This is a genomic window from Streptomyces sp. NPDC050856 (genome assembly GCF_040653855.1).
Taxonomy (GTDB): domain Bacteria; phylum Actinomycetota; class Actinomycetes; order Streptomycetales; family Streptomycetaceae; genus Streptomyces.
Map to the genome: position 1 here is coordinate 238,584 of NZ_JBFAGV010000001.1, position 20,701 is coordinate 259,284.

General features: G+C 74.1%; 15 protein-coding genes. 12 read left to right on the top strand and 3 right to left on the bottom strand.

The window, feature by feature from the left end; translation table 11 throughout:
* Positions 1–81 precede the first annotated feature (81 nt).
* The 4 genes from AB0H53_RS01095 to nudC all read left to right on the top strand — a co-directional run bounded on the left by AB0H53_RS01095 (position 82) and on the right by nudC (position 9,794).
* On the top strand, positions 82–3,627 hold the full coding sequence (locus tag AB0H53_RS01095; protein WP_362105624.1) for a UvrD-helicase domain-containing protein: 3,546 nt from the start codon (positions 82–84) through the stop codon (positions 3,625–3,627).
* Between the two features lie 33 nt (positions 3,628–3,660).
* The gene (locus AB0H53_RS01100) at positions 3,661–7,359 is read left to right on the top strand and encodes a UvrD-helicase domain-containing protein (RefSeq protein WP_362105187.1); all 3,699 of its coding nucleotides are present in this window, start codon (positions 3,661–3,663) and stop codon (positions 7,357–7,359) included.
* A 10-nt stretch (positions 7,360–7,369) separates the two neighbouring features.
* The gene (locus tag AB0H53_RS01105; RefSeq protein WP_362105190.1) at positions 7,370–8,776 is read left to right on the top strand and encodes a dipeptidase; all 1,407 of its coding nucleotides are present in this window, start codon (positions 7,370–7,372) and stop codon (positions 8,774–8,776) included.
* Between the two features lie 61 nt (positions 8,777–8,837).
* Positions 8,838–9,794 (top strand): NAD(+) diphosphatase, encoded by a 957-nt coding sequence (gene nudC / locus AB0H53_RS01110; RefSeq protein ID WP_362105192.1) that lies wholly within the window; start codon positions 8,838–8,840, stop codon positions 9,792–9,794.
* On the opposite strand, the gene AB0H53_RS01115 is transcribed toward nudC, so the two are convergent.
* Entirely contained in the window at positions 9,791–10,042 is a 252-nt protein-coding gene (locus AB0H53_RS01115; protein ID WP_362105195.1) for a mycoredoxin, read from the bottom strand. The genes nudC and AB0H53_RS01115 overlap by 4 nt on opposite strands.
* A gap of 76 nt (positions 10,043–10,118) precedes the next feature.
* Between AB0H53_RS01115 and AB0H53_RS01120 the strand changes: the two genes are divergently transcribed.
* The 4 genes from AB0H53_RS01120 (at position 10,119) to AB0H53_RS01135 (ending at position 13,819) form a co-directional block, all read left to right on the top strand.
* The gene (locus tag AB0H53_RS01120) at positions 10,119–12,419 is read left to right on the top strand and encodes an ATP-dependent DNA helicase UvrD2 (protein WP_362105198.1); all 2,301 of its coding nucleotides are present in this window, start codon (positions 10,119–10,121) and stop codon (positions 12,417–12,419) included.
* A gap of 170 nt (positions 12,420–12,589) precedes the next feature.
* Entirely contained in the window at positions 12,590–12,925 is a 336-nt protein-coding gene (locus tag AB0H53_RS01125; protein ID WP_362105201.1) for a hypothetical protein, read from the top strand.
* A gap of 169 nt (positions 12,926–13,094) precedes the next feature.
* Positions 13,095–13,463, top strand: a complete 369-nt coding sequence (locus AB0H53_RS01130; protein ID WP_362105203.1) for a WhiB family transcriptional regulator — start codon at positions 13,095–13,097, stop codon at positions 13,461–13,463.
* A complete protein-coding gene (locus tag AB0H53_RS01135) occupies positions 13,460–13,819 on the top strand; it encodes a hypothetical protein (RefSeq protein ID WP_362105206.1) in 360 nt (119 codons plus the stop codon). Before AB0H53_RS01130 ends, AB0H53_RS01135 begins: the two co-directional genes overlap by 4 nt.
* A gap of 111 nt (positions 13,820–13,930) precedes the next feature.
* On the opposite strand, the gene AB0H53_RS01140 is transcribed toward AB0H53_RS01135, so the two are convergent.
* Positions 13,931–15,295 (bottom strand): AarF/ABC1/UbiB kinase family protein, encoded by a 1,365-nt coding sequence (locus tag AB0H53_RS01140; protein WP_362105209.1) that lies wholly within the window; start codon positions 15,293–15,295, stop codon positions 13,931–13,933.
* A gap of 65 nt (positions 15,296–15,360) precedes the next feature.
* Complete coding sequence (locus tag AB0H53_RS01145; protein ID WP_362105212.1) at positions 15,361–16,506, bottom strand: TOMM precursor leader peptide-binding protein; 1,146 nt, start codon at positions 16,504–16,506, stop codon at positions 15,361–15,363.
* 269 nt (positions 16,507–16,775) lie between these two features.
* Here AB0H53_RS01145 and AB0H53_RS01150 point away from each other — a divergent pair, with 269 nt between their 5' ends.
* The 4 genes from AB0H53_RS01150 to AB0H53_RS01165 all read left to right on the top strand — a co-directional run bounded on the left by AB0H53_RS01150 (position 16,776) and on the right by AB0H53_RS01165 (position 20,673).
* Entirely contained in the window at positions 16,776–17,351 is a 576-nt protein-coding gene (locus tag AB0H53_RS01150) for a M48 family metallopeptidase (protein WP_362105215.1), read from the top strand.
* Positions 17,352–17,458: 107 nt separating this feature from the next.
* Positions 17,459–19,204 carry a TerD family protein gene (locus tag AB0H53_RS01155; RefSeq protein WP_362105218.1) on the top strand — a complete coding sequence of 582 codons (1,746 nt, stop codon included), beginning with the start codon at positions 17,459–17,461 and terminating at the stop codon, positions 19,202–19,204.
* Positions 19,205–19,217: 13 nt separating this feature from the next.
* Complete coding sequence (locus AB0H53_RS01160) at positions 19,218–19,898, top strand: AIM24 family protein (protein WP_362105221.1); 681 nt, start codon at positions 19,218–19,220, stop codon at positions 19,896–19,898.
* Between the two features lie 19 nt (positions 19,899–19,917).
* Entirely contained in the window at positions 19,918–20,673 is a 756-nt protein-coding gene (locus AB0H53_RS01165) for an AIM24 family protein (protein WP_362105223.1), read from the top strand.
* The last annotated feature ends 28 nt before the right edge of the window (positions 20,674–20,701 follow it).

The following is a 20,701-nucleotide window of genomic DNA, read 5'->3' on the forward strand; positions in this document are numbered from 1 at the left end:
CCGTACCCGAACCAGGCACGGCCGGGGGCCCCCGCACGCCCGTACGGGCGCAGGGCGGGGACTCCGGGCGCGTACCGGCTGGTGCGTACCGAGCCGGCCCCGGTGAACCCCCCTCTGCTTGACGCCGCGCAGCGCGCGGTGGTTGACCACCCGGGCGGACCACTCCTGGTCCTGGCCGGTCCCGGCACCGGCAAGACGACCACCCTGGTGGAGGCGGTCGCCGCCCGGATCGCCCGGGGCACCGATCCCGAGCGCATCCTGGTCCTCACCTTCAGCCGCAAGGCGGCGGTGGAACTGCGCGACCGGATGGCGACGCGGCTGGGCGGCGCCCGGGGGCCCTGGGCCACCACCTTCCACTCCTTCTGCTACGCGCTGATCCGCGCCCACCAGGACGCCGACCTCTTCTCCGAACCGCTGCGGCTGCTGTCCGGCCCGGAGCAGGACCTCGCCGTGCGCGAGCTGCTGGCCGGCCAGCTCGACCTGGAGCGCGAGGGCCTGAGCCGGGTCCACTGGCCCGACGAACTGCGCGCCTGTCTGACCACCCGCGGTTTCGCGGACGAGGTACGGGCGGTGCTCGCCCGCTCCCGCGAGCTGGGCCTCGGGCCGCGCGCCCTGGCCGACTTCGCGGCGCGCACCGGGCGCCCCGACTGGTCGGCGGCGGCCGAGTTCCTGGCCGAGTACCTGGACGTGCTCGACATGCAGGGGGTGCTCGACTACGCGGAGCTGGTGCACCGGGCCGTGCTCCTGGCCCGTGGCGCGGCGCTGCCCCAGTACGACGCGGTCTTCGTCGACGAGTACCAGGACACCGACCCGGCCCAGGTGCGGCTGCTGCGGGCGCTGGCGGGCGGTGGCCGGACGCTGTACGCGTTCGGCGACCCCGACCAGTCGATCTACGCGTTCCGGGGCGCCGACGTGGGCGGCATCCTCGACTTCCCCGACACCTTCCGCCGCGCGGACGGCTCCCCGGCGCCGGTCGCCGTCCTGACCACCTCCCGCCGGTCGGGCGCCGCCCTGCTGTCCGCCACCCGCCTGCTCACCGCCCGGATGCCGCTGCCACGCCTGCCGGCCGACAAGGCGCGGGCCCACCGCGACCTGGCGGCCGTCCGCGGCGGCGGCCGGGTCGAGACGTACACCTTCCCCACGCCGTCCACCGAGCTGGACAACATCGCGGACATCCTGCGGCGCGCCCACCTGGAGGACGGCGTGCCGTGGCGGGAGATGGCCGTCCTGGTCCGCGCGGGCGGCCGGACGATCCCGGTCCTGCGCCGCGCCCTGACGTCCGCCGGCGTCCCCGTGGAGGTCGACGGCAACGACGTACCCCTGCGCCACGAGCCCGCCGTCACCCCGCTCCTCACCGCCCTGCGGGCCGCCGCCGCCCCGGCGTCGCCCACCGTGTCGCCCGACGCGACCCGACCCCCGCGCGCCGGGGTCCCCTCGCCCCGCGCGCCCGGGGGCACCGAGCACGCCCCCGGCGGGGCCGGGGCGCCGGCGCTGCGCGAGCCCACCGAGGGCGCGGCGTTCGCGGTCCCGACGCCGGAAGCCGCGGCGCCGGAGGTGCCCGGGCCGCAGGCCGCGGCCCCGCAAGCGCCGGGGCCGCAAGCCGCCCCGCCCGGCGCGGACGCCCCCGTCGGGGCGGCCGCGCCCACCGCGGACGCCGACGGCACCACCGACCCCACCGACCCCGGCGCCACCACCGACCCCGACGACCCCGGCGCCACCACCGACCCCGACGGCACCACCGACGCCGCCGGGTCGTGGATCGACACCGAGACGGCGATCAGCCTGCTCACCTCACCCCTCGGCGGCATGGACGCCGCCGACCTGCGCCGCCTGGGACGGGCGCTGCGCGACGAGGAGCGGGCCGGCGGCAACACGGTCCCGCCGCCCTCCGACGTCCTGCTCGCCCGCGCCCTCGCCGAACCCGAGCGGCTCGTCGTGCACGACCCCACCTACGCGCGCGGCGCCCAGCGCCTGGGCGAGCTGCTCCGCGACACCCGCGAGCTGCTCGACGGCGGCGGCACCGCCGAGGAGGCGCTCTGGCTGCTGTGGGACGGCACGCCGTGGCCGGCCCGTCTGCAACGAGCGGCGCTCCGCGGCGGCGCGGGAGGCCGCAACGCCGACCGGGACCTGGACGCCGTGTGCGCCCTGTTCGAGACCGCCGCCCGGGCCGAGGCCCGCACCGGCGGCCGGGGCGCCCTGAACTTCCTGGAGGAGCTGGACGCCCAGGACATCGCCGCCGACACGCTGTCCCGGCGGGCCGCGCGCCCCGAGGCCGTACGCCTGATGACCGCCCACCGCTCCAAGGGCCTGGAGTGGAGCCTGGTCGTCGTCGCGGGAGTCCAGGAGGGCCTGTGGCCCGACCTGCGCCGCCGCGGCTCCCTCCTGGAGGCCGACCGCATCGGCCGCGACGGCCTCGCCGAACCGCTCACCCCCGGTGCCCTCCTCGCCGAGGAGCGCCGGCTGTTCTACGTCGCCGCCACCCGCGCCCGCGACCGCCTCGTGGTCACCGCCGTCAAGGCGCCCGCCGACGACGGTGACCAGCCGTCCCGTTTCCTCACCGAGCTGGGTGTCGAACCCAGGGACGTCACCGGCCGCCCCCGCCGCCCCCTGGCCGTCGCCGCCCTCGTCGCCGAGCTGCGGGCGACGACCGTCGACCCGGCGGCGTCGCCGGCGCTCCGGGACGCCGCCGCCCGGCGCCTGGCCCGCCTCGCGGCGCTCACCGACGACGAGGACCAGCCACTCGTCCCGGCCGCCCACCCCGATCGCTGGTGGGGCCTGCACGAACCGACCCGGTCCGCCACCCCCCTCCGCGACCGGGACCGGCCGGTCGCCCTGTCCGGCAGCGCCCTGGAACAGCTCGCCAACACCTGTGCCCTCCAGTGGTTCCTGGGCCGCGAGGTCAAGGCGGACGCCCCCGCCACCGCCGCCCAGGGCTTCGGCAACGTCGTCCACGTCCTCGCCGACGAGGTCGCCTCCGGCCGGAGCCCCGCCGACCTGGCCGTCCTCATGGAACGGCTCGACTCGGTGTGGAACGCGCTCGCCTTCGATGCCCCCTGGAAATCCGCACAGGAGAAGGAGCACGCGCGCGTGGCGCTGGAGCGCTTCCTGCGCTGGCACGTCACGGACCGCGGCGGCCGTGCCCCCGCCGCCACCGAGCACGGCTTCGACGTCACCCTGGAGGCGGGCCGGTACGAGGTGCGGATCCGGGGTTCCATGGACCGCGTCGAGGCCGACGAGCACGGCCGCGCCTACGTCGTCGACTTCAAGACCGGCAAGCAGGCCCCCACCAAGGACGAGGTCGCCCGCCACCCCCAGCTCGCGGTCTACCAGCTCGCCGTCCGCGAGGGGGCCGTGGACGAGGTCTTCGGCGGACACCGCCCCGAGCCCGGCGGCGCCGAACTGGTCCACCTGCGCCAGGCCGCCCCCAAGAAGGAGGGCGGCGAGGGACTGCCGAAGGTGCAGGCCCAGGAACCCCTCGGCGGCGAGTGGGTCGGCGACCTGCTGGCCACCGCCGCCGGCCGGGTACTGGACGAGCGGTTCACCCCCTCCACCGGACAGCACTGCGCCCACTGCTCGTTCCGCGCCTCGTGCAGCGCCCGGCCGGAGGGCCGGCACATCGTGGAGTGAGCGTTGTCGGCGCGGCCGGTTAGCCTCTCTGAGGTGACCGCACGCATCACCGACCCCGAGCAGCTCAAGGAGCTCCTCGGCATCCCGTTCACCCCGGAGCAGACGGCCTGCATCACCGCGCCGCCCGCCCCGCAGGTCGTCGTGGCCGGAGCCGGCTCCGGCAAGACGACCGTGATGGCCGCCCGGGTGGTCTGGCTGGTCGGTACGGGACAGGTGGCGCCCGAGCAGGTCCTCGGCCTGACCTTCACCAACAAGGCGGCCGGCGAGCTCGCCGAACGCGTCCGCAAGGCCCTGGTGCGGGCGGGGGTCACCGACCCCGACACCATCGATCCCGACAACCCGCCGGGCGAGCCGCGGATCTCCACGTACCACGCCTTCGCGGGACAGCTGCTCACCGACCACGGCCTGCGCGTCGGTCTGGAGCCCACCGCCCGCCTCCTCGCCGACGCCACGCGCTACCAGCTCGCCGCCCGGGTGCTGCGCGAGGCGCCCGGCCCGTACCCCTCGCTCACCAAGTCCTTCCCCACCCTGGTCAGCGACCTCCTGGCGCTCGACGCGGAGCTGGCCGAGCACCTGGTACGCCCCGAGCACCTGCTGCGCCACGACGCCGAGCTGCTCACCGACCTGGCAACCGCCCGCCTCACCAACGCCGACCTGCGCAAGGTCCCCGAGGCCGCCGCCGCCCGCCGGGAGCTCGCGGGCCTCGTCCTCCGCTACCGGGAGGCCAAGCGCGCCCGCGACCTGCTCGACTTCGGCGACCAGATCGCGCTCTCCGCCGAGCTGGCCCTCACCCGTCCCGAGGTGGGCGCGATCCTGCGCGACGAGTTCCGGGTGGTGCTGCTCGACGAGTACCAGGACACCTCCGTCGCGCAGCGGCTTCTGCTGTCGGGGCTCTTCGGCGGCGGCACCGGCCACCCCGTCACCGCCGTCGGCGACCCCTGTCAGGCGATCTACGGCTGGCGCGGCGCGTCCGTCGCCAACCTGGACGACTTCCCCGAGCACTTCCCCCACGCCGACGGAACGCCCGCCGCCCGCCTCTCGCTCAGCGAGAACCGCCGCAGCGGCGGCCGCCTCCTGGACCTCGCCAACGGCCTCGCCGCGCCCCTGCGCGCCATGCACGCGGGCGTGGAGGCGCTGCGCCCGGCGCCCGGCGCCGAACGCGACGGCACCGTGCGCGTCGCCCTGCTGCCCACCCAGGCCGAGGAGATCGCCTGGCTCGCCGACTCGATCGCCCACCTGGTGCGCACCGGCAAGGAGCCGGGCGAGATCGCCGTCCTGTGCCGGACGGCGACCGACTTCCCCGAGATCCAGGCCGCCCTGGTCGCCCGGGACGTCCCCGTCGAGGTGGTCGGCCTGTCCGGCCTGCTGCACCTGCCGGAGGTGGCCGACCTGGTCGCGGTCTGCGAGGTCCTCCAGGACCCCGGTGCCAACGCCTCGCTGGTCCGGCTGCTGACCGGCCCCCGCTGGCGGATCGGCCCCCGCGACCTGGCGCTGCTGGGCCGCCGGGCCCGGCTGCTGGTCCACCGCGGCCAGGACGGCGACCAGGACCCCGACCGCCGCCTGGCCGCGGCGGTCGAGGGCGTGGACCCCTCCGAGGTCGTCTCCCTGGCCGACGCCCTCGACACCTTCCTGGAATCGGGCGGCCACGACGACGGACTGCCGTTCTCCGCCGAGGCCCGGGTGCGGTTCGCCCGCCTGGCCGCCGAGCTGCGCGACCTGCGCCGCTCGCTGGCGGACCCCCTGATGGACGTCCTGCACCGGATCCTCACCACCACCGGACTGGAGGTCGAGCTCTCCGCCTCCCCGCACGCGCTGGCCGCCCGGCGCCGCGAGACCCTCTCCAACTTCCTCGACATCGCCGCCCGCTTCGCCTCCCTCGACGGAGAGGCGACCCTGCTGGCCTTCCTGGGCTTCCTGCGCACCGCCGCCCAGTACGAGAAGGGCCTGGACAACGCCCTGCCCGGCGGCGAGAACACCGTCAAGGTCCTCACCGCCCACAAGTCCAAGGGCCTGGAGTGGGACGTGGTCGCGGTGCCCGGCCTGGTCGCCTCCCAGTTCCCGAGCGCCAGGGCGCGCGAGTCCTGGACGGCCCAGCCGCAGGTCCTGCCGCACGCCCTGCGCGGCGACGCCCCGACCCTCCCGGCCATCGACACCTGGGACGCCGGGTCCCTGAAGGCGTACAAGGACGCCATGAGGGAGCACCAGCACACCGAGGAGCTGCGACTGGGGTACGTGACGTTCACCCGGCCCCGCTCCCTGCTCCTGGGCTCGGCGCACTGGTGGGGGCCCTCCCAGAAGCGCCGCCGGGGCCCGTCGCCGTTCCTGGAGGCGCTGTACGGGCACTGCGCGGCGGGCCACGGCGAGATCGAGGCCTGGGCGGACGAACCGGAGGAGCACGCGGACAACCCCTGTCTGGAGGAGCAGGCCACCGCCCACCAGGCCTGGCCGCTCCCGCTGGACCCGGTGTCCCTGCGCCGCCGCCGCGCGGCGGCGGACAAGGTCCGGGAGTACCTGGAGTCCGGCCCCGGCCCCCAGGACGTCCCGCCGGCCGCCGGCGCCCCCCGGCCCGACGACGACATCGCGTGGCCGGACGAGAACGACCCGCCCTGGCCGGACGAGAACGACCCGCCGTGGGAGCACGACCTGCCCTGGCCGGACGAGGACGACCTGCCCGGCCCGGACGACCTGGACGCCCCGCCGCCCGAGGAGGCCATGGACCATCCGTGGCCGGAGGACCTCGTCCCCCACCAGGCCACCGCGCCGTCCCTCCCGCCCGCCCCGGCGGACGCGTCCCCCGGCACCGCCGCCGGGGACGGCGCCCGGCCGCACCCGGCGGAGGCCGCACCGGCACCGGACGCGGCCGGCGGCAGCCGTGCCGGGTCGGTGGCCGGACCCCGGGTGGCGCCCGGCACCGGGCCGGAACCCCGCACCGGGCCGGCACCCGGACCCCGGCCGGCACCCGGAGCCGGCTCCGAGCGCACCCCCGGACCGGACTCCGCGGCGGAGCTCACGCCCGAGGAGGTCCGCACCCTCGACTCCTGGGACCGCGACCTGGACGCGCTGACCGCCGAGCTGCTGCGCGCCCGCGCGACCACCCGGGACGTACCGCTGCCCGCCTCGCTGTCGGCGTCCCAGCTCGTGCGGCTCGCCGCCGACCCCGACGGCTTCGCGCAGGAGCTCGCCCGGCCCATGCCCCGCCCCCCGCAGCCCGCGGCCCGGCGCGGCACCCGGTTCCACGCCTGGGTGGAGTCGCGGTTCGAGGAACTGCCGCTGCCCATGCTGGGCCCCGACGAGCTGCCCGGCGGCGAGGTGTACGCGGGGGAGCCCGAGATCGCCGACGAGCGGGACCTGGCCGCCCTCAAGGAGGCGTTCGAACGCACCCCGTACGCCCGCCGAACCCCCGTCCGCGTGGAGGCACCGTTCCAGCTCACCCTCGCCGGCCGGGTCGTCCGCGGCCGGATCGACGCCGTCTACCGTGACGAGGACACCGGCACGTACGAGATCGTGGACTGGAAGACCAACCGCGCCCGTACCGCCGACCCCCTCCAGCTCGCGGTCTACCGCCTGGCCTGGGCCGAGCAGCACGGTCTCCCGCTCGACGCGGTCACGGCCGCCTTCGTCTACGTGCGCACGGGCGACGTCGTACGCCCCGAGGGGCTCCCCGACCGGGCCGGACTCGAGCGCGTCCTGCTCCTCGGGACGGCCGGTGGGACGGCTCCCGGCGCCGGATAGGCTCAAGGGCATGAGCCCGACCCCGGACAGCGCCGTCCAGACCGTACGCATGTATGTGGAGCAGCACCGCGCCGCCTTCCTCGAGGACCTCACCGAGTGGCTGCGCATCCCGTCCGTTTCGGCGCAGCCGCGGCACGCCCCGGACGTCCGGCACAGCGCCGAGTGGCTGGCCGCCCGGCTGAGGGAGACCGGTTTCCCGGTCGCCGAGGTGTGGGAGACGGCCGGCGCTCCGGCCGTCTTCGCCGAGTGGCCCTCGGGCGACGCCGACGCGCCCACCGTGCTGGTCTACGGGCACCACGACGTGCAGCCCGCCGCCCGCGAGGACGGCTGGGAGACGGACCCCTTCGAGCCGGTGGTCCGCGGGAACCGGCTGTACGCGCGGGGCGCCGCCGACGACAAGGGACAGGTGTTCTTCCACACCCTGGGTGTCCGGGCGCACCTCGCGCTGACCGGCCGCACCGCCCCGGCGGTCAACCTCAAGCTGCTGGTCGAGGGCGAGGAGGAGTCGGGATCCCCGCACTTCCGGGAGCTCGTCGAGCGGAACCGGACCCGGCTCGCCGCCGACGCGGTGGTGGTCTCCGACACCGGCATGTGGTCCCGGACGACGCCCACGGTGTGCACCGGGATGCGTGGCCTGGCCGACTGCGAGATCGCGCTGTACGGCCCGGACCAGGACATCCACTCCGGTTCCTTCGGCGGCGCCGTCCCCAACCCGGCCACGGTCGCCGCCCGCCTGGTCGCCGCGCTGCACGACGAGGACGAGCGCGTGACGATCCCCGGCTTCTACGACGGCGTCGCCGAGCTGACCGCGACCGAGCGCGCGCTGATCGCGGAGCTGCCCTTCGACGAGGCGTCCTGGCTGGCCGGTGCCGCCTCGCACGGCACCCTCGGCGAGGCCGGCCACACCACCCTGGAGCGCGTCTGGGCCCGCCCGACCGCCGAGGTCAACGGCATCGGCGGCGGCTACCAGGGGCCCGGCGGCAAGACGATCGTCCCGGCGTCCGCCCAGGTGAAGCTGTCGTTCCGGCTGGTCGCGGGACAGGACCCGGACAAGATCGAACTGGCCGTGCGCGACTGGATCGCCGCCCGGATCCCGGCCGGCGTCCGCCACGAGATCACCTTCGGCGCCGCGACCCGCCCCTGCCTGACCCCGCTCGACCACCCCGCCCTCCAGTCCGTCGTGCGGGCCATGAGCACGGCCTTCGACGGCGCCGCGATCCGCTTCACCCGCGAGGGCGGCTCGGGCCCGGCCGCCGACCTCCAGGACGTACTGGCCGCGCCGGTGCTGTTCCTGGGCATCTCCGTACCGTCCGACGGCTGGCACGCGCCCAACGAGAAGATCGAGCTGGACCTGCTGTTCAAGGGCGTGGAGGCCGCGGCCCACCTGTGGGGCGACCTGTCGGCCGCGCTCCGCTGAGGACCCGCGCCCGGAAAGCCGCCCAGGAGAACCCATCCACCCGGGGGAGTTGGAACCACCAGTGAGCACCATCAGCAACGGGGCGGACCACCGTCCGATCAGCCTGACCGCCCCGAGCGGCATCGACCGCGCCGCGCACCACCGCCTGGACGAGGCGTGGCTGGCGGCGGCCTGGAGCCACCCGACGACCCGGGTCTTCGTGGTCTCCGGCGGCCAGGCCCTCATCGACGACACCCCCGACGGCCGCACCGAGCTGGTCATGACGCCGGCCTTCGAGGCGCCGGTCACGGAGACCCACCGGTACTTCCTCGGCACCGACGAGGACGGCGTCAGCTACTTCGCGCTGCAGAAGGACGCGCTGCCCGGCCGCATGGACCAGTCCGCGCGACCGGCCGGCCTGCGCGAGGCGGGGCTGCTGCTCTCGCCGCGCGACGCGGGGCTGATGGTGCACGCGGTGGCGCTGGAGAACTGGCAGCGGCTGCACCGGTTCTGCTCGCGCTGCGGCGAGCGCACCGTGATCGCGGCGGCCGGCCACATCCGCCGCTGCCCGGTCTGCGGCGCCGAGCACTACCCGCGTACCGACCCGGCGGTCATCATGCTGGTCACCGACGACGAGGACCGGGCGCTGCTGGGCCGCCAGGTGCACTGGCCGGAGGGCCGCTTCTCGACGCTGGCGGGCTTCGTCGAGCCGGGCGAGTCGATCGAGCAGTCGGTGGCGCGTGAGGTGTTCGAGGAGGCCGGCGTCACGGTCGGCGAGGTCGAGTACGTGGCCAGCCAGCCGTGGCCGTTCCCGTCCAGCCTGATGCTCGGTTTCATGGCGCGCGCCACCTCGTCGGAGATCGACGTGGACGGCGACGAGATCCAGGAGGCCCGCTGGTTCTCCCGGGAAGACCTGCGGGCCGCGTTCGAGTCCGGCGAGGTGCTGCCCCCGTACGGGATCTCGATCGCGGCCCGCCTGATCGAGCTCTGGTACGGCAAGCCGCTGCCCAGACCCGGTGACGTCGCCCGGAGGGACTAGACGTTCGCGACGCTCAGCTTCTGCTTGACCTGGGCCAGCGAGGGGTTGGTCAGCGTCGTGCCGTCCTCGAAGAGCACGGTGGGAACGGTCTGGTCGCCCCCGTTGGCCTTCTCCACGAAAGCGGCCGAGTCCGGGTCCAGCTCGATGTTGATCTCGGTGTACGCGATGCCCTCGCGCTCCATCTGGCTCTTCAGCCGACGGCAGTAGCCGCACCACGTGGTGCTGTACATCGTCACAGTGCCCGGCATGGTCTCTCGTGCTCCTCTGGGTGCTGGGTGCGTTGTCGCACTGCCAGAACGTACCCGCCGACGCCGCCATTCCCGCATGTGTACGACTTGTACGACCGCGCCCCCACCCTGTGGACGACCGGCTCTGCCTCCTCCGGCGACCTGGCAGCATGGCAGGGTGACAGCAGCGACGCACTCCACTCTCTTCCCGCGGGTTCCCGGCCCGAGCCAGATCGTGGCTCCGCCGCGGGACGCCGACGCGGTGCTCGACGGGCTCGACCCCGAGCAGCGCGAGGTGGCGACCGCCCTGCACGGTCCGGTGTGCGTGCTGGCGGGGGCCGGCACGGGCAAGACGCGAGCGATCACCCACCGGATCGCGTACGGCGTGCGCGCGGGCATACTCCAGCCCGGCAGTGTGCTGGCCGTCACCTTCACCAACCGGGCCGCCGGAGAGATGCGCGGCCGGCTGCGGCAGCTCGGCGCCGGCGGCGTCCAGGCCCGGACCTTCCACTCCGCCGCGCTGCGTCAGCTGCAGTACTTCTGGCCGAAAGTCGTCGGCGGGGAGATGCCCCGGCTGCTGGAGCGCAAGGTCCAGCTCGTCGCCGAGGCCGCCGCGCGCTGCCGTGTCCGCCTGGACCGCAACGAGCTGCGGGACACCACCGGCGAGATCGAGTGGGCGAAGGTCACCCAGACCGTGCCGGCCGACTACCCGGCCGCAGCCGCCAAGGCGCTCCGCGAGGTCCCGCGCGACCCCGCGGAGATTGGCCAGATCTATGCGATGTACGAACAGCTCAAGCGGGACCGCGGCGTCATCGACTTCGAGGACGTCCTGCTGCTGACCGTGGGAATCCTCCAGGACCGGCACGACATCGCCGACCAGATCCGCGGCCAGTACCAGCACTTCGTCGTGGACGAGTACCAGGACGTCTCCCCCCTCCAGCAGCGGCTCCTCGACCTGTGGCTGGGCGAGCGGGACAGCCTGTGCGTCGTCGGCGACGCCAGCCAGACGATCTACTCCTTCACCGGCGCCACCCCCGACCACCTGCTGAACTTCCGCACCCGCTACCCCCACGCCACCGTGGTCAAGCTGGTCCGCGACTACCGCTCCACCCCCCAGGTCGTCCACCTCGCCAACGGGCTGCTCGGTCAGGCCGGCGGCCGCGCCGCCGAGCACCGCCTGGAGTTGATCTCCCAGCGCGACCCGGGCCCCGACCCGGCCTACACCGAGTACGGCGACGAGCCCGGCGAGGCCGAGGGCACCGCCCGCCGCATCCGCGACCTGATCGCCGCCGGTGTCCCGGCCGGCGAGATCGCCGTGCTGTACCGGATCAACGCCCAGTCCGAGATCTACGAGCAGGCCCTCGCCGACGCCGGAGTGCCGTACCAGTTGCGCGGCGCCGAGCGCTTCTTCGAGCGCCAGGAGGTTCGGGAAGCGGGCGCGGCCCTGCGCGGGGCCGCCCGCTTCGGCGGCAACGACCCGCTGCTGGACGACGTGGTCGACCTGCCGTCCCAGGTGCGGGCCGTGCTCTCGACCAAGGGCTGGACCACCGAGCCCCCGGCGGGCTCCGGCGCGGTCCGCGACCGCTGGGAGTCCCTCGCGGCGCTGGTCCGGCTGGCCGAGGACTTCGCCCGGGCCAGGCCCGAGGCCACCCTGGGGGACCTGGTCGCCGAGCTGGACGAGAGGGCCGCCGCCCAGCACGCCCCCACCGTCCAGGGAGTCACCCTCGCCTCGCTCCACGCGGCCAAGGGCCTGGAGTGGGACGCGGTGTTCCTGGTCGGCCTCACCGAGGGCATGATGCCGATCACCTACGCCAAGACCGACGAGCAGGTCGAGGAGGAGCGCCGCCTGCTGTACGTCGGCGTGACCCGCGCCCGGCTCCACCTCTCGCTGTCATGGGCGCTGGCGCGCTCGCCCGGCGGTCGCGCCTCCCGCCGCCCCAGCCGGTTCCTGAACGGGCTGCGGCCCGGCTCCAGGGCCGCCGGCGCGACGGGAGCGCCCACGGTCGCGCCGGGCGGCGGGGTGGAGCGGGGGAGCGGCGGTGCGCCGGGCCGCCGCAGGAGCCGCGGCCCGGTGCGCTGCCGGGTGTGCGGCACGACCCTCACCGAGGCGGGCGAGATGAAGCTGATGCGCTGCGAGGGCTGCCCGTCCGACATGGACGAGGCGCTGTACGAGCGGCTGCGGGACTGGCGCGCCGGACAGGCCGGCCTGCTCGCCCAGCCCGCCTACTGCGTCTTCACCGACAAGACCCTGATGGCCATCGCCGAGGCCGTCCCCGCCACCGACGCCGAGCTGGCCTCCATCCCGGGCGTCGGAGTCCGCAAGCTCAACCGCTTCGGCGCCGACGTTCTGGCCATCTGCGCAGGTGAGGAGCCCGAGGTGGGGGGTGTGGAGGGGTGACCGAAACTCGTCGGAAAAATAGTTTGCGCCCGTGCCAGTGATCCCCATAGGTTCTTAACCACGGAAACGGCGGCTTCTCCGAAGCCCTGTCTTCGTGCTGTACTTATCCGAATACGCGCGGGACCGGTTCCGACCGTTCCCCCTTGAGACGCCGAGAGGAGGCGATTCCAGTGATCAGCATCAACACCAGCTTCGTCAGCACCGACAAAATGACCGATCGCTCGGTCGTCTCCGTCTGCCCGCTCGGCCTCTCCACCGTTCCTGGTTCCACGTTCATCGGCACCGGTGCGTCCGGCTTCGCAGCCGTTCGCCCGGCCGCCCTCCGGTCGGCTCTGTCCGTCCTGGAGCGCAATGAGCGACCGACCAAGGCACTGGAAGCAGGAGCAGCGGTGGCACAGGCCCAGGCCTATGCCTTTGCGGCGACCGGTGCCGGAACCCAGACGAAGCAGCAGCACCACACGATGTGGGCCTTCCGTGGGCTCGAACCCTGGAGTGATCCAGCCTGATCCAGCATCAGGCCGGCGCCTTCAGGGCCGCGGAACCCCACCCGGGATCCGCGGCCCTTCTGTTTTGCCCGAACGGGCGGGACGGAGCGAAGGGGCCTCGGGACAAGCAGAACCCGGTACCAACCCACCGGCCGACCGGCCGGACCGACCAGACGAGGAAAACCGAACCGTGCAACTCGAAGCGCACGCCCCGTCCGTACCGCTTTCCGAAACGATCCCCCCGCCCGGTCTCACGGAGGACTCCGCCTTGACCCCCCTCACCGCGCTCACCGCGCTCGACGACGCCATCGAGAACCTCGGCGTACCCGTCCCCTGCCGCTCCTACGACCCGGAGGTCTTCTTCGCCGAGTCGCCGGCCGACGTCGAGTACGCCAAGTCCCTCTGCCGTACCTGCCCGCTCGTCGAGGCCTGCCTCGCCGGCGCCAAGGAGCGCCGTGAGCCTTGGGGCGTATGGGGCGGTGAGCTCTTCGTCCAGGGAGTGGTGGTCGCTCGCAAGCGGCCCCGTGGGCGCCCGCGCAAGAACCCGGTCACGGCATGACGGCCAACGTCCCGGGGACGACAGCCAAACTCCCCCTCCGCGCCGGAACCATTGACCGACCCCTCACGCACGATCCGCAGAAGCAGGCCCCGATGACCTCTTCCATGAGCGAGCCGTCCGGCTCCGCGACCCCAGCCGTCAGCACCGTTGGCGCCAACGCATCGCGCCAGAACAGGACCCGTGAGATGCAACTCATCCAAGAAGCCCTGGCCCGTGCCCATATGCAGCACCGCATGCGGGAAGCCGTGGCGGAACGCCAGGCCGTACGCCTGGTCACCGCCCGGCGCATGCAGCGCCGCGCCGAGCGCGCGTCCCTGCGCGCCCGCCGCGCGCTGGCCATGGCCGTCATGCAGTAACACCACCGATGTCACACCCCGGGGGCCGGTCCGTTCGGACCGGCCCCCCGCCGCGTCAGGCGCCGGCGGGGTGCCGGCCCGCCGCCACCGCTGGCGAAGGGACGCGCCGGTTCACGCCCGGGCCGGCGCCGGGACCGCGCCCTGGTCCTCGCCCGGCAGGAAACCGGGCAGCCACGACTCCAGCTCGTCACGCAGCCGCACCGTCGCGTTGAGCTGGCACAGCACACCGATGGTGCTCAGCGTCACCCGGTGGATCAGCAGATACGCGGGCGGCAGATTGAGCTGCTTGCCCAACTGGTGTGCCGGGGAGCGCATATCGGCCACCCGCGCCGCCTGGGCGCGCAGCCAGCCACGCGTGAACGTGAACTCCTCGGCCTCCGCCGGCTCGATGATGGGCAGCAGGTACTCCAGCACCGCGTCCGGGTCGAGATCGATCGTCTCCTTGACGAACCCCTCCGCGCGGAGCAGCTCGTACACCGACTCCGCCCGGCCCTCCAGCGTCAGCCGGAGGCAGGTGCCTATGGTCTCGGGCAGGCCGCCCGGCAGCCGGTCCACCGTGCCGAAGTCCAGCACACCCAGCCGCCAGCCTTCCCCGGCCTCCCCCTCCAGCAGCCGGAAGTTCCCCGGATGCGGGTCCGCGTGCAGCAGTCCGGTGCGCGCGGGACCCGAGAAGAGGAACCGCGCCAGCAACTGACCCGCCCGGTCACGCTGCTCCGGCGTACCGTCCGCGATGACGTCCGCGAGCGGTATCCCGTCGATCCACTCCGTCACCAGCACCTGGTCGGCCTGGTGCACCACATCCGGCACCACCACGCCCGGGTCGGCCGCGAACTCGGCCGCGTGCTCCCGCTGTGCCCGTGCCTCCAGCTCGTAGTCCAGTTCCTCCGACACCCGGTCACGCAGCTCGGCGATCAGCGGTTTGATGTCCATGCCCGGGATGAGCGGTCCCAGCAGCCGGGCGAACCTGCCCAGCTGCGCCAGGTCGGACAGCAGCGCCTGGCCCGCGCCCGGGTACTGCACCTTCACCGCGACCTCACGCCCGTCGTGCCAGACGGCCCGGTGGACCTGGCCTATCGAGGCAGCCGCCGCCGGTTTGTCGTCGAACTCCAGGAACAGCTCCCGCCATTCCTGACCGAGCCGCTGCTCCAGCACCGAGTGGACGGTACGGGTCGGCATCGGCGGAGCGGCCTCCTGGAGCTTGGTCAGCGCCGCGCGGTAGGGACCCGCGACCTCCTCCGGCAGGGCCGACTCGAAGACGGACAGTGCCTGGCCGAACTTCATCGCGCCGCCCTTGAGCTCACCGAGCACTTTGAACAACTGCTCGGCGGTGCGCTGTTGCAGCTCACGGGCGACGATCTCCGCCGACCTGCCGCCGATCCGTTTGCCCAGGCCCCAGGTGGCCCGGCCCGCGAAGCCCAGGGGCAACGCGGCCAACTTGGCGGTACGGGTGACCGCCTTCCGGGGAAGATCAGACATGAAGCCCCTCCAAAACCCAGACTGCCGTGCCGCGTTTGCCCTCGGCGCCACTGTGCCGACGGCGGTTACCCAGTCATTGTGTCCTGTCCCGTCCCGACGGCCGAGGCGCGTACCCCCTCCCTCCGTCCGGCCGCCCCGCACGCGCAGTCCGGGTGCGGCGCGATCCGTTCCGCGCGCCAGTCCAACAGGGGCAGCGACGCCTCCCACCGGGCCCCGGTACTGGCCGGCAGCTCACCGTCGAGGAAGGCCAGCGTGTGAGCCGCCGCCAGCCCCGCCACGGCCGTCGCCAGGCCCAGGTCACAGGGGGGCGGGGTGCTCTGCCGACCCGAGCGCCACTGCGCCAGCATCCGCGGCCACGCCGGGTCCAGGTCGGCCCGCTCCAGCTCCACGCACCGGGCGCACGCCGTGCCGCCCGGCAGCACCAGCGGCCCGACCACACCCGTCGCCTCGACCACCCCGGCGTACAGGTGGGGGGTGCCCGTGGCCACCCAGTCGTCGGCCGGCACCGGATCCGGGGCGTACGCCGCCAGGCCGTCGCGCGGGGCGACCACGACCAGCGACAGCCCCGGTTCCCGCTCCGCCGGCCGCCCCGCCGGCGTCGCCCGGGGCGCGCGCCCCCCGGGCGCCGACCGTCCCACCAGCCGCCGGGCCGCCACGTCCCGGCGCTCGCCCACCGCCTCCGCCGGCAGCCCCCCGGGCGCCACGTCCCAGGGCTCCACCCGCCCGCCGTCCAGCACCTCGACCCGCCCCACGCCCGACGCGGACAGCAGCGCCGCCACACTCGCCCCCACCCGGCCCGCGCCCCGCACCTGGACCCGCATCGAGCGCCGGGCGGCCAGCCGTCCGATCGCGCCGCCCGGCTCCCGGTGGACGACGGAGAGCGACGCCAGGTCGGCGCGCAGCCGGTCCAGCGCGCCGTCCTCCCTCCGCAACGCATCGACTCCCGGAGGGCCGGCCGCCGCGTCGTCCAGCAGTCCGGCTTCCTCCAGCCGGGCCAGCAGTGCCTCCAGCCGGCCGTCCGGCAGTCCCAGCGCGCGGGCCTCCTCGCGCAGTGACGGAATCCCCCGTGTCCCGTCGAACAGCCCGAGCAGGCTGCCCGTGGTCGTGTCCACGGGAGCGAGCACCACCGCGTGCGCCGGAGTGGCCCCGAACTGCACGCATTGCAGATTCCGCCAAGCCCGCCGCAACGCCGGCTTCACCCTCGGATGCATATCGGCCCCCGTCGCCTTGTCGATCACCGTCGATCGCCGTCGATCGCCGTCGATCGCCGTCGTTTCCCGTCGGTCCTCGTGATGCGGGCCGGCCGCACCGGTCCCACCGTGAGAATGCCCGGCACGGTGGAACGCCGCGGAAAGTTGTCCACAGGCCCGGGGTATTAGTCGTTCAAATGGTGCGGGCTGTGGACGGAGCACGGCCGGATGACGTCCGAACCGTTCCCGGGGCGGGACTTCCGCCGCTGACAGCGGGTAACGTCGGGGGCGTGCCCGCCGACCCCCAGCCCCGCGTGACCAGCGACCCGTCCCGCGCCCCGGGGACCGGTGCGGTCGAGGTCCGAAGGAGCTCCCGGCGCCGCCGCACGGTCTCCGCGTACCGCGAGGGCGACCGGACGATCGTGCTGATCCCGGCCCGTATGTCGGAGGCGGAGGAACGGCGCTGGGTGGGCGTGATGCTGGACAAGCTCGCCGCGCAGGAGAGCAAGCGCGTCATCGGCGACACCGAACTGGCGACGCGCGCCGAGCGCTTGTCCGCCCAGTATTTCGAGGGCCGGGCACGGCCGACGTCCGTGCGGTGGGTCACCAACCAGAACACCCGCTGGGGGTCGTGCACCCCCATGGAGGGCAGCATCCGGCTGTCGCACCGGTTGCAGGGCATGCCGGAGTACGTCGTCGACTACGTGCTCCTCCACGAGCTGGCGCACCTGTTGGTGCCCGGGCACGGGCCGGGGTTCTGGCGGCTGCTGGAGGCGTACCCGCGCACCGAGCGGGCCAGGGGATACCTGGAGGGCGTGGTCGCCGCCGGCCGCCTGCCGCACCCGCCCGTCGCTCGCGGAGAGTGACATTCACCGGTCCTGTACCGAACGTGTACCAGCTTGGCTGAATGTCGTACTCAGCCGTTAGCCTGGCGCGACGGATTGACTTTCGGGATGGGGGACGGTCGTTACGCATGGCCAGGGAATTCCAGCGCGGCCACAAGGCCAAGATCAGTGACCTGACACCCGGGACCGACCTGTACGTGGGCGTGCAGATCGCGGGCCCGGGGCTGACCTTCGACATCAGCTGCTTCGGCCTCGACGCCCAGGAGCGGCTTTCCGACGACCGCTATTTCGTCTTCTTCAACCAGCCCGCGTCGCCCGAGGAGTCCATCCGGCTGCTGGGCGCCCAGGCCGGTGACACCGAGTCGTTCCGCGTCACGCTGGACCGTGTCCCGGCGCACATCCACAAGCTCTCCTTCACCGCGACGATCGACGGCGCCGGACAGATGTCGCAGATCGGACCGGGGTACATCCGCGTCGTCGCCGGTGGCGAGGAGGTGGCCCGGTACGCCTTCGACGGCGGGGAGTTCAGCACCGAGCGCGCGGTGATGCTGGGCGACTTCTACCTGAAGGACGTCTGGCGCTTCGCCGCCGTCGGCCAGGGATTCGACGGCGGGCTGGAGGCACTGCTGAAGAACTTCGGCGGCGAGGTCGCCGACGAGGAGCCGCCCGCACAGCAGCCGCAGGCCGTGCCGCCGTCCTTCGCCCCGCCGGCCCAGGCCACCCCGCCCGCCCCGGCGCCGGGGCCGGTACCCGGCTTCGGCGCCCCCGCGCCCCAGGCCCCGCAGCCGGCGCCCTCGTTCGGCGCTCCCGCGGCCCCCGCGCCCCAGGCCCCGCAGCCGGCACCCTCCTTCGGCGCCCCCGCGCCGCCCCAGCACCCGGTGCACGCCGCGCCCACCATGGCCGGTCCAACCGTCCCCACGGCTCCGCCGCCCGCGCCCGCCCCGTACGACCGGCCGCCTCAGCAGCCGCAGTACGGTCAGGCCCCCGGCCAGGTGCCCGCACAGGCCCCGCCGCCCGGCGCCCCCGCCCCTCACGGCGGGCCGGAGCCGTACGGCCGGCCCGCCCCCCATGGCGGGCCGGACCCGTACGCCATGCCCGGTCCCTACGGTCAGCCGGCCCCGGCACCCGCCCCGTACGGCGCCCCGCAAGGCGCCCCGCACGGGGTTCCCCAGGGCATGGCCCACGGTGTTCCCCAGGGCGCCCCGCCGGGCGGCGCCGGACTGACGGCCGCGCTCCAGCCGTACCGCGAGGCCCCCACCGGCCAGCGCTGGACCGCGCAGAACCAGCAGCTCATGCGGGTCGACCTCGCCATGGGCGGGGTCCCGGTCCTGGCCCGCCAGGGCAGCATGGTCATGTACCAGGGCAAGGTGGACTTCGGCTACAAGGGCGCCGGTTTCGCCGGCCGTGTCGTCGGCAACGCGACCGGTCAGGAGATGCAGCTGATGCGCTGCTCCGGACGCGGCCAGGTCTTCCTCGCCGAGAACGGCGCACACCTGCACCCCATCGAGCTCCAGGGCGACGGCATCTGCGTCTCCGCCGAGAACGTCCTCGCCTTCGACGAGTCGCTGCACCACGAGGTCCGCCGCATCGAGGGCCACGGGATCCCCGGGGGCGCCCTGTTCACCATGCTCTTCCAGGGCACCGGCACCGTCGTGGTCAAGACCCACGGCACCCCGGTCGTGCTGCCCGTCACACCGACGACCTTCGCCGACTGCAACGCCGTCGTCGCCTGGTCGGCCGCGTCCCAGGTGATCCTCTCCAGCCAGGTCCGGCTGCGCCGCAACGCCTACCCCGGACACAGCGGGGAGACCGTCAACCTGCAGTTCCGGGGCGCACCCGGAAACTTCATCGTCGTCCAGCCGTACGAGGTCTGAGGGAGCCCGAGGAATGAACCAGCAACTCGCGGGCTTCGCCCCGAAGCCGATCGCGGCCCGGATGGAGAACCACGGCCGTTCCATGCTCAAGGTGGCCATGGTGTCCGGGCAGGACCTGTACGCGCGCACCGGATCGATGGTCGCCTACGAGGGCTTCGTCCAGTACGAGCCCAACCCGCCCGCCGCCCGGCAGATCGCCTCCCAGTGGATCACCGGCGAGGGCGCTCCCCTCATGAAGTGCTCCGGTGACGGCCTGCTCTACCTGGCCGACTACGGCGCGGACGTCGTGGTCGTCAACCTCGACAACGACGCCCTCTCCATCAACGGCACCAACCTGCTCGCCTTCGACGGCCACCTCCAGTGGGGCGTCGAAAAGGTCAAGGGCATGGCCAAGTTCGCCGGACAGGGCCTGTGGAACGTGCAGATCGCGGGCACCGGCTGGGTCGCCCTCACCTCACGCGGCACACCCGTCGTCGTCGACTGCGGCCGCGGCGAGGACGAGACCTACGTCGACCCCGACGCCCTGGTCGCCTGGTCGCCGTCGCTCAAGGTGAAGGGCAAGCGCAGCTTCAAGGCCTCCTCCCTGATCGGGCGGGGCAGCGGAGAGGCGTACCAGATGGCCTTCTCGGGCCAGGGCATCGTCGTCGTACAGCCGAGCGAGGACAGCACCGACCGCCTGCGGGTCCGGGGCTGAGGGGGAGCGAGAACACACCATGCAGAGCCCGCTTTTCAGTCACACGGAACAGCAGACCCAGGACCGGTACGCCGTCCAGAACCCGCAGCTCCTGCGCGTGGCCCTCACCGGCCACGACGACGTCCTCGCCCGCAAGGGCGCCATGGTCGCGTACCAGGGGCTGATCGACTTCGACGGCGAGTACCGGACGGAGGGCCAGCAGCGGGCCCGCGCCCACACCGGTGAGGGCCTGGACCTGATGCGCTGCTCCGGACAGGGCACCGTCTACTTCGCCAACCTCGCGCAGTACGTCCACGTCGTCGATGTCGACCAGGACGGCCTGACCGTGGACAGCGCCTACGTGCTGGCCCTGGACTCCGCCCTGCACACCGAAGTCATCGCGGTGGACAGCCAGTACGGCATCTCCGGCTCCGGCAAGTACCAGCTCAACATCTCGGGCCGGGGCAAGGTCGCGCTGATGACCTCAGGGCAGCCGCTGATGATGCAGGTGACCCCGGACAGGTACGTCAGCGCCGACGCCGACGCGATCGTCGCCTGGTCCTCGGGCCTGCGGGTGCAGATGCAGGCGCAGACGCACTCCGCCCAGGTGCGCCGCCGCCGGGGCAGCACGGGGGAGGGCTGGGAACTCAGCTTCCTGGGGCAGGGCTTCGCGCTCGTCCAGCCCAGCGAGATCATGCCGCCGCAGAACGCGGACATCGGGCAGGGCCTGGGGGCCCAGTTCGGTGTCGGACAGCACGGCGCGCACGCCCGGAACCAGAACAACGCCTGGAACTGACAGCACGCCCGTGGAGGGCGGTCGCCCT

What these genes read in the sequence shown, in the direction of transcription:
- AB0H53_RS01160 (WP_362105221.1), top strand. Translation starts at nt 19,218, where the DNA reads ATGAACCAGCAACTCGCGGGCTTCGCCCCGAAGCCGATCGCGGCCCGG.
- AB0H53_RS01120 (WP_362105198.1), top strand. Translation starts at nt 10,119, where the DNA reads ATGTGTACGACTTGTACGACCGCGCCCCCACCCTGTGGACGACCGGCT.
- AB0H53_RS01135 (WP_362105206.1), top strand. Translation starts at nt 13,460, where the DNA reads ATGACGGCCAACGTCCCGGGGACGACAGCCAAACTCCCCCTCCGCGCC.
- AB0H53_RS01165 (WP_362105223.1), top strand. Translation starts at nt 19,918, where the DNA reads ATGCAGAGCCCGCTTTTCAGTCACACGGAACAGCAGACCCAGGACCGG.
- AB0H53_RS01155 (WP_362105218.1), top strand. Translation starts at nt 17,459, where the DNA reads ATGGCCAGGGAATTCCAGCGCGGCCACAAGGCCAAGATCAGTGACCTG.
- AB0H53_RS01115 (WP_362105195.1), bottom strand. Translation starts at nt 10,042, where the DNA reads ATGCCGGGCACTGTGACGATGTACAGCACCACGTGGTGCGGCTACTGC.
- AB0H53_RS01105 (WP_362105190.1), top strand. Translation starts at nt 7,370, where the DNA reads ATGAGCCCGACCCCGGACAGCGCCGTCCAGACCGTACGCATGTATGTG.
- AB0H53_RS01140 (WP_362105209.1), bottom strand. Translation starts at nt 15,295, where the DNA reads ATGTCTGATCTTCCCCGGAAGGCGGTCACCCGTACCGCCAAGTTGGCC.
- AB0H53_RS01145 (WP_362105212.1), bottom strand. Translation starts at nt 16,506, where the DNA reads ATGCATCCGAGGGTGAAGCCGGCGTTGCGGCGGGCTTGGCGGAATCTG.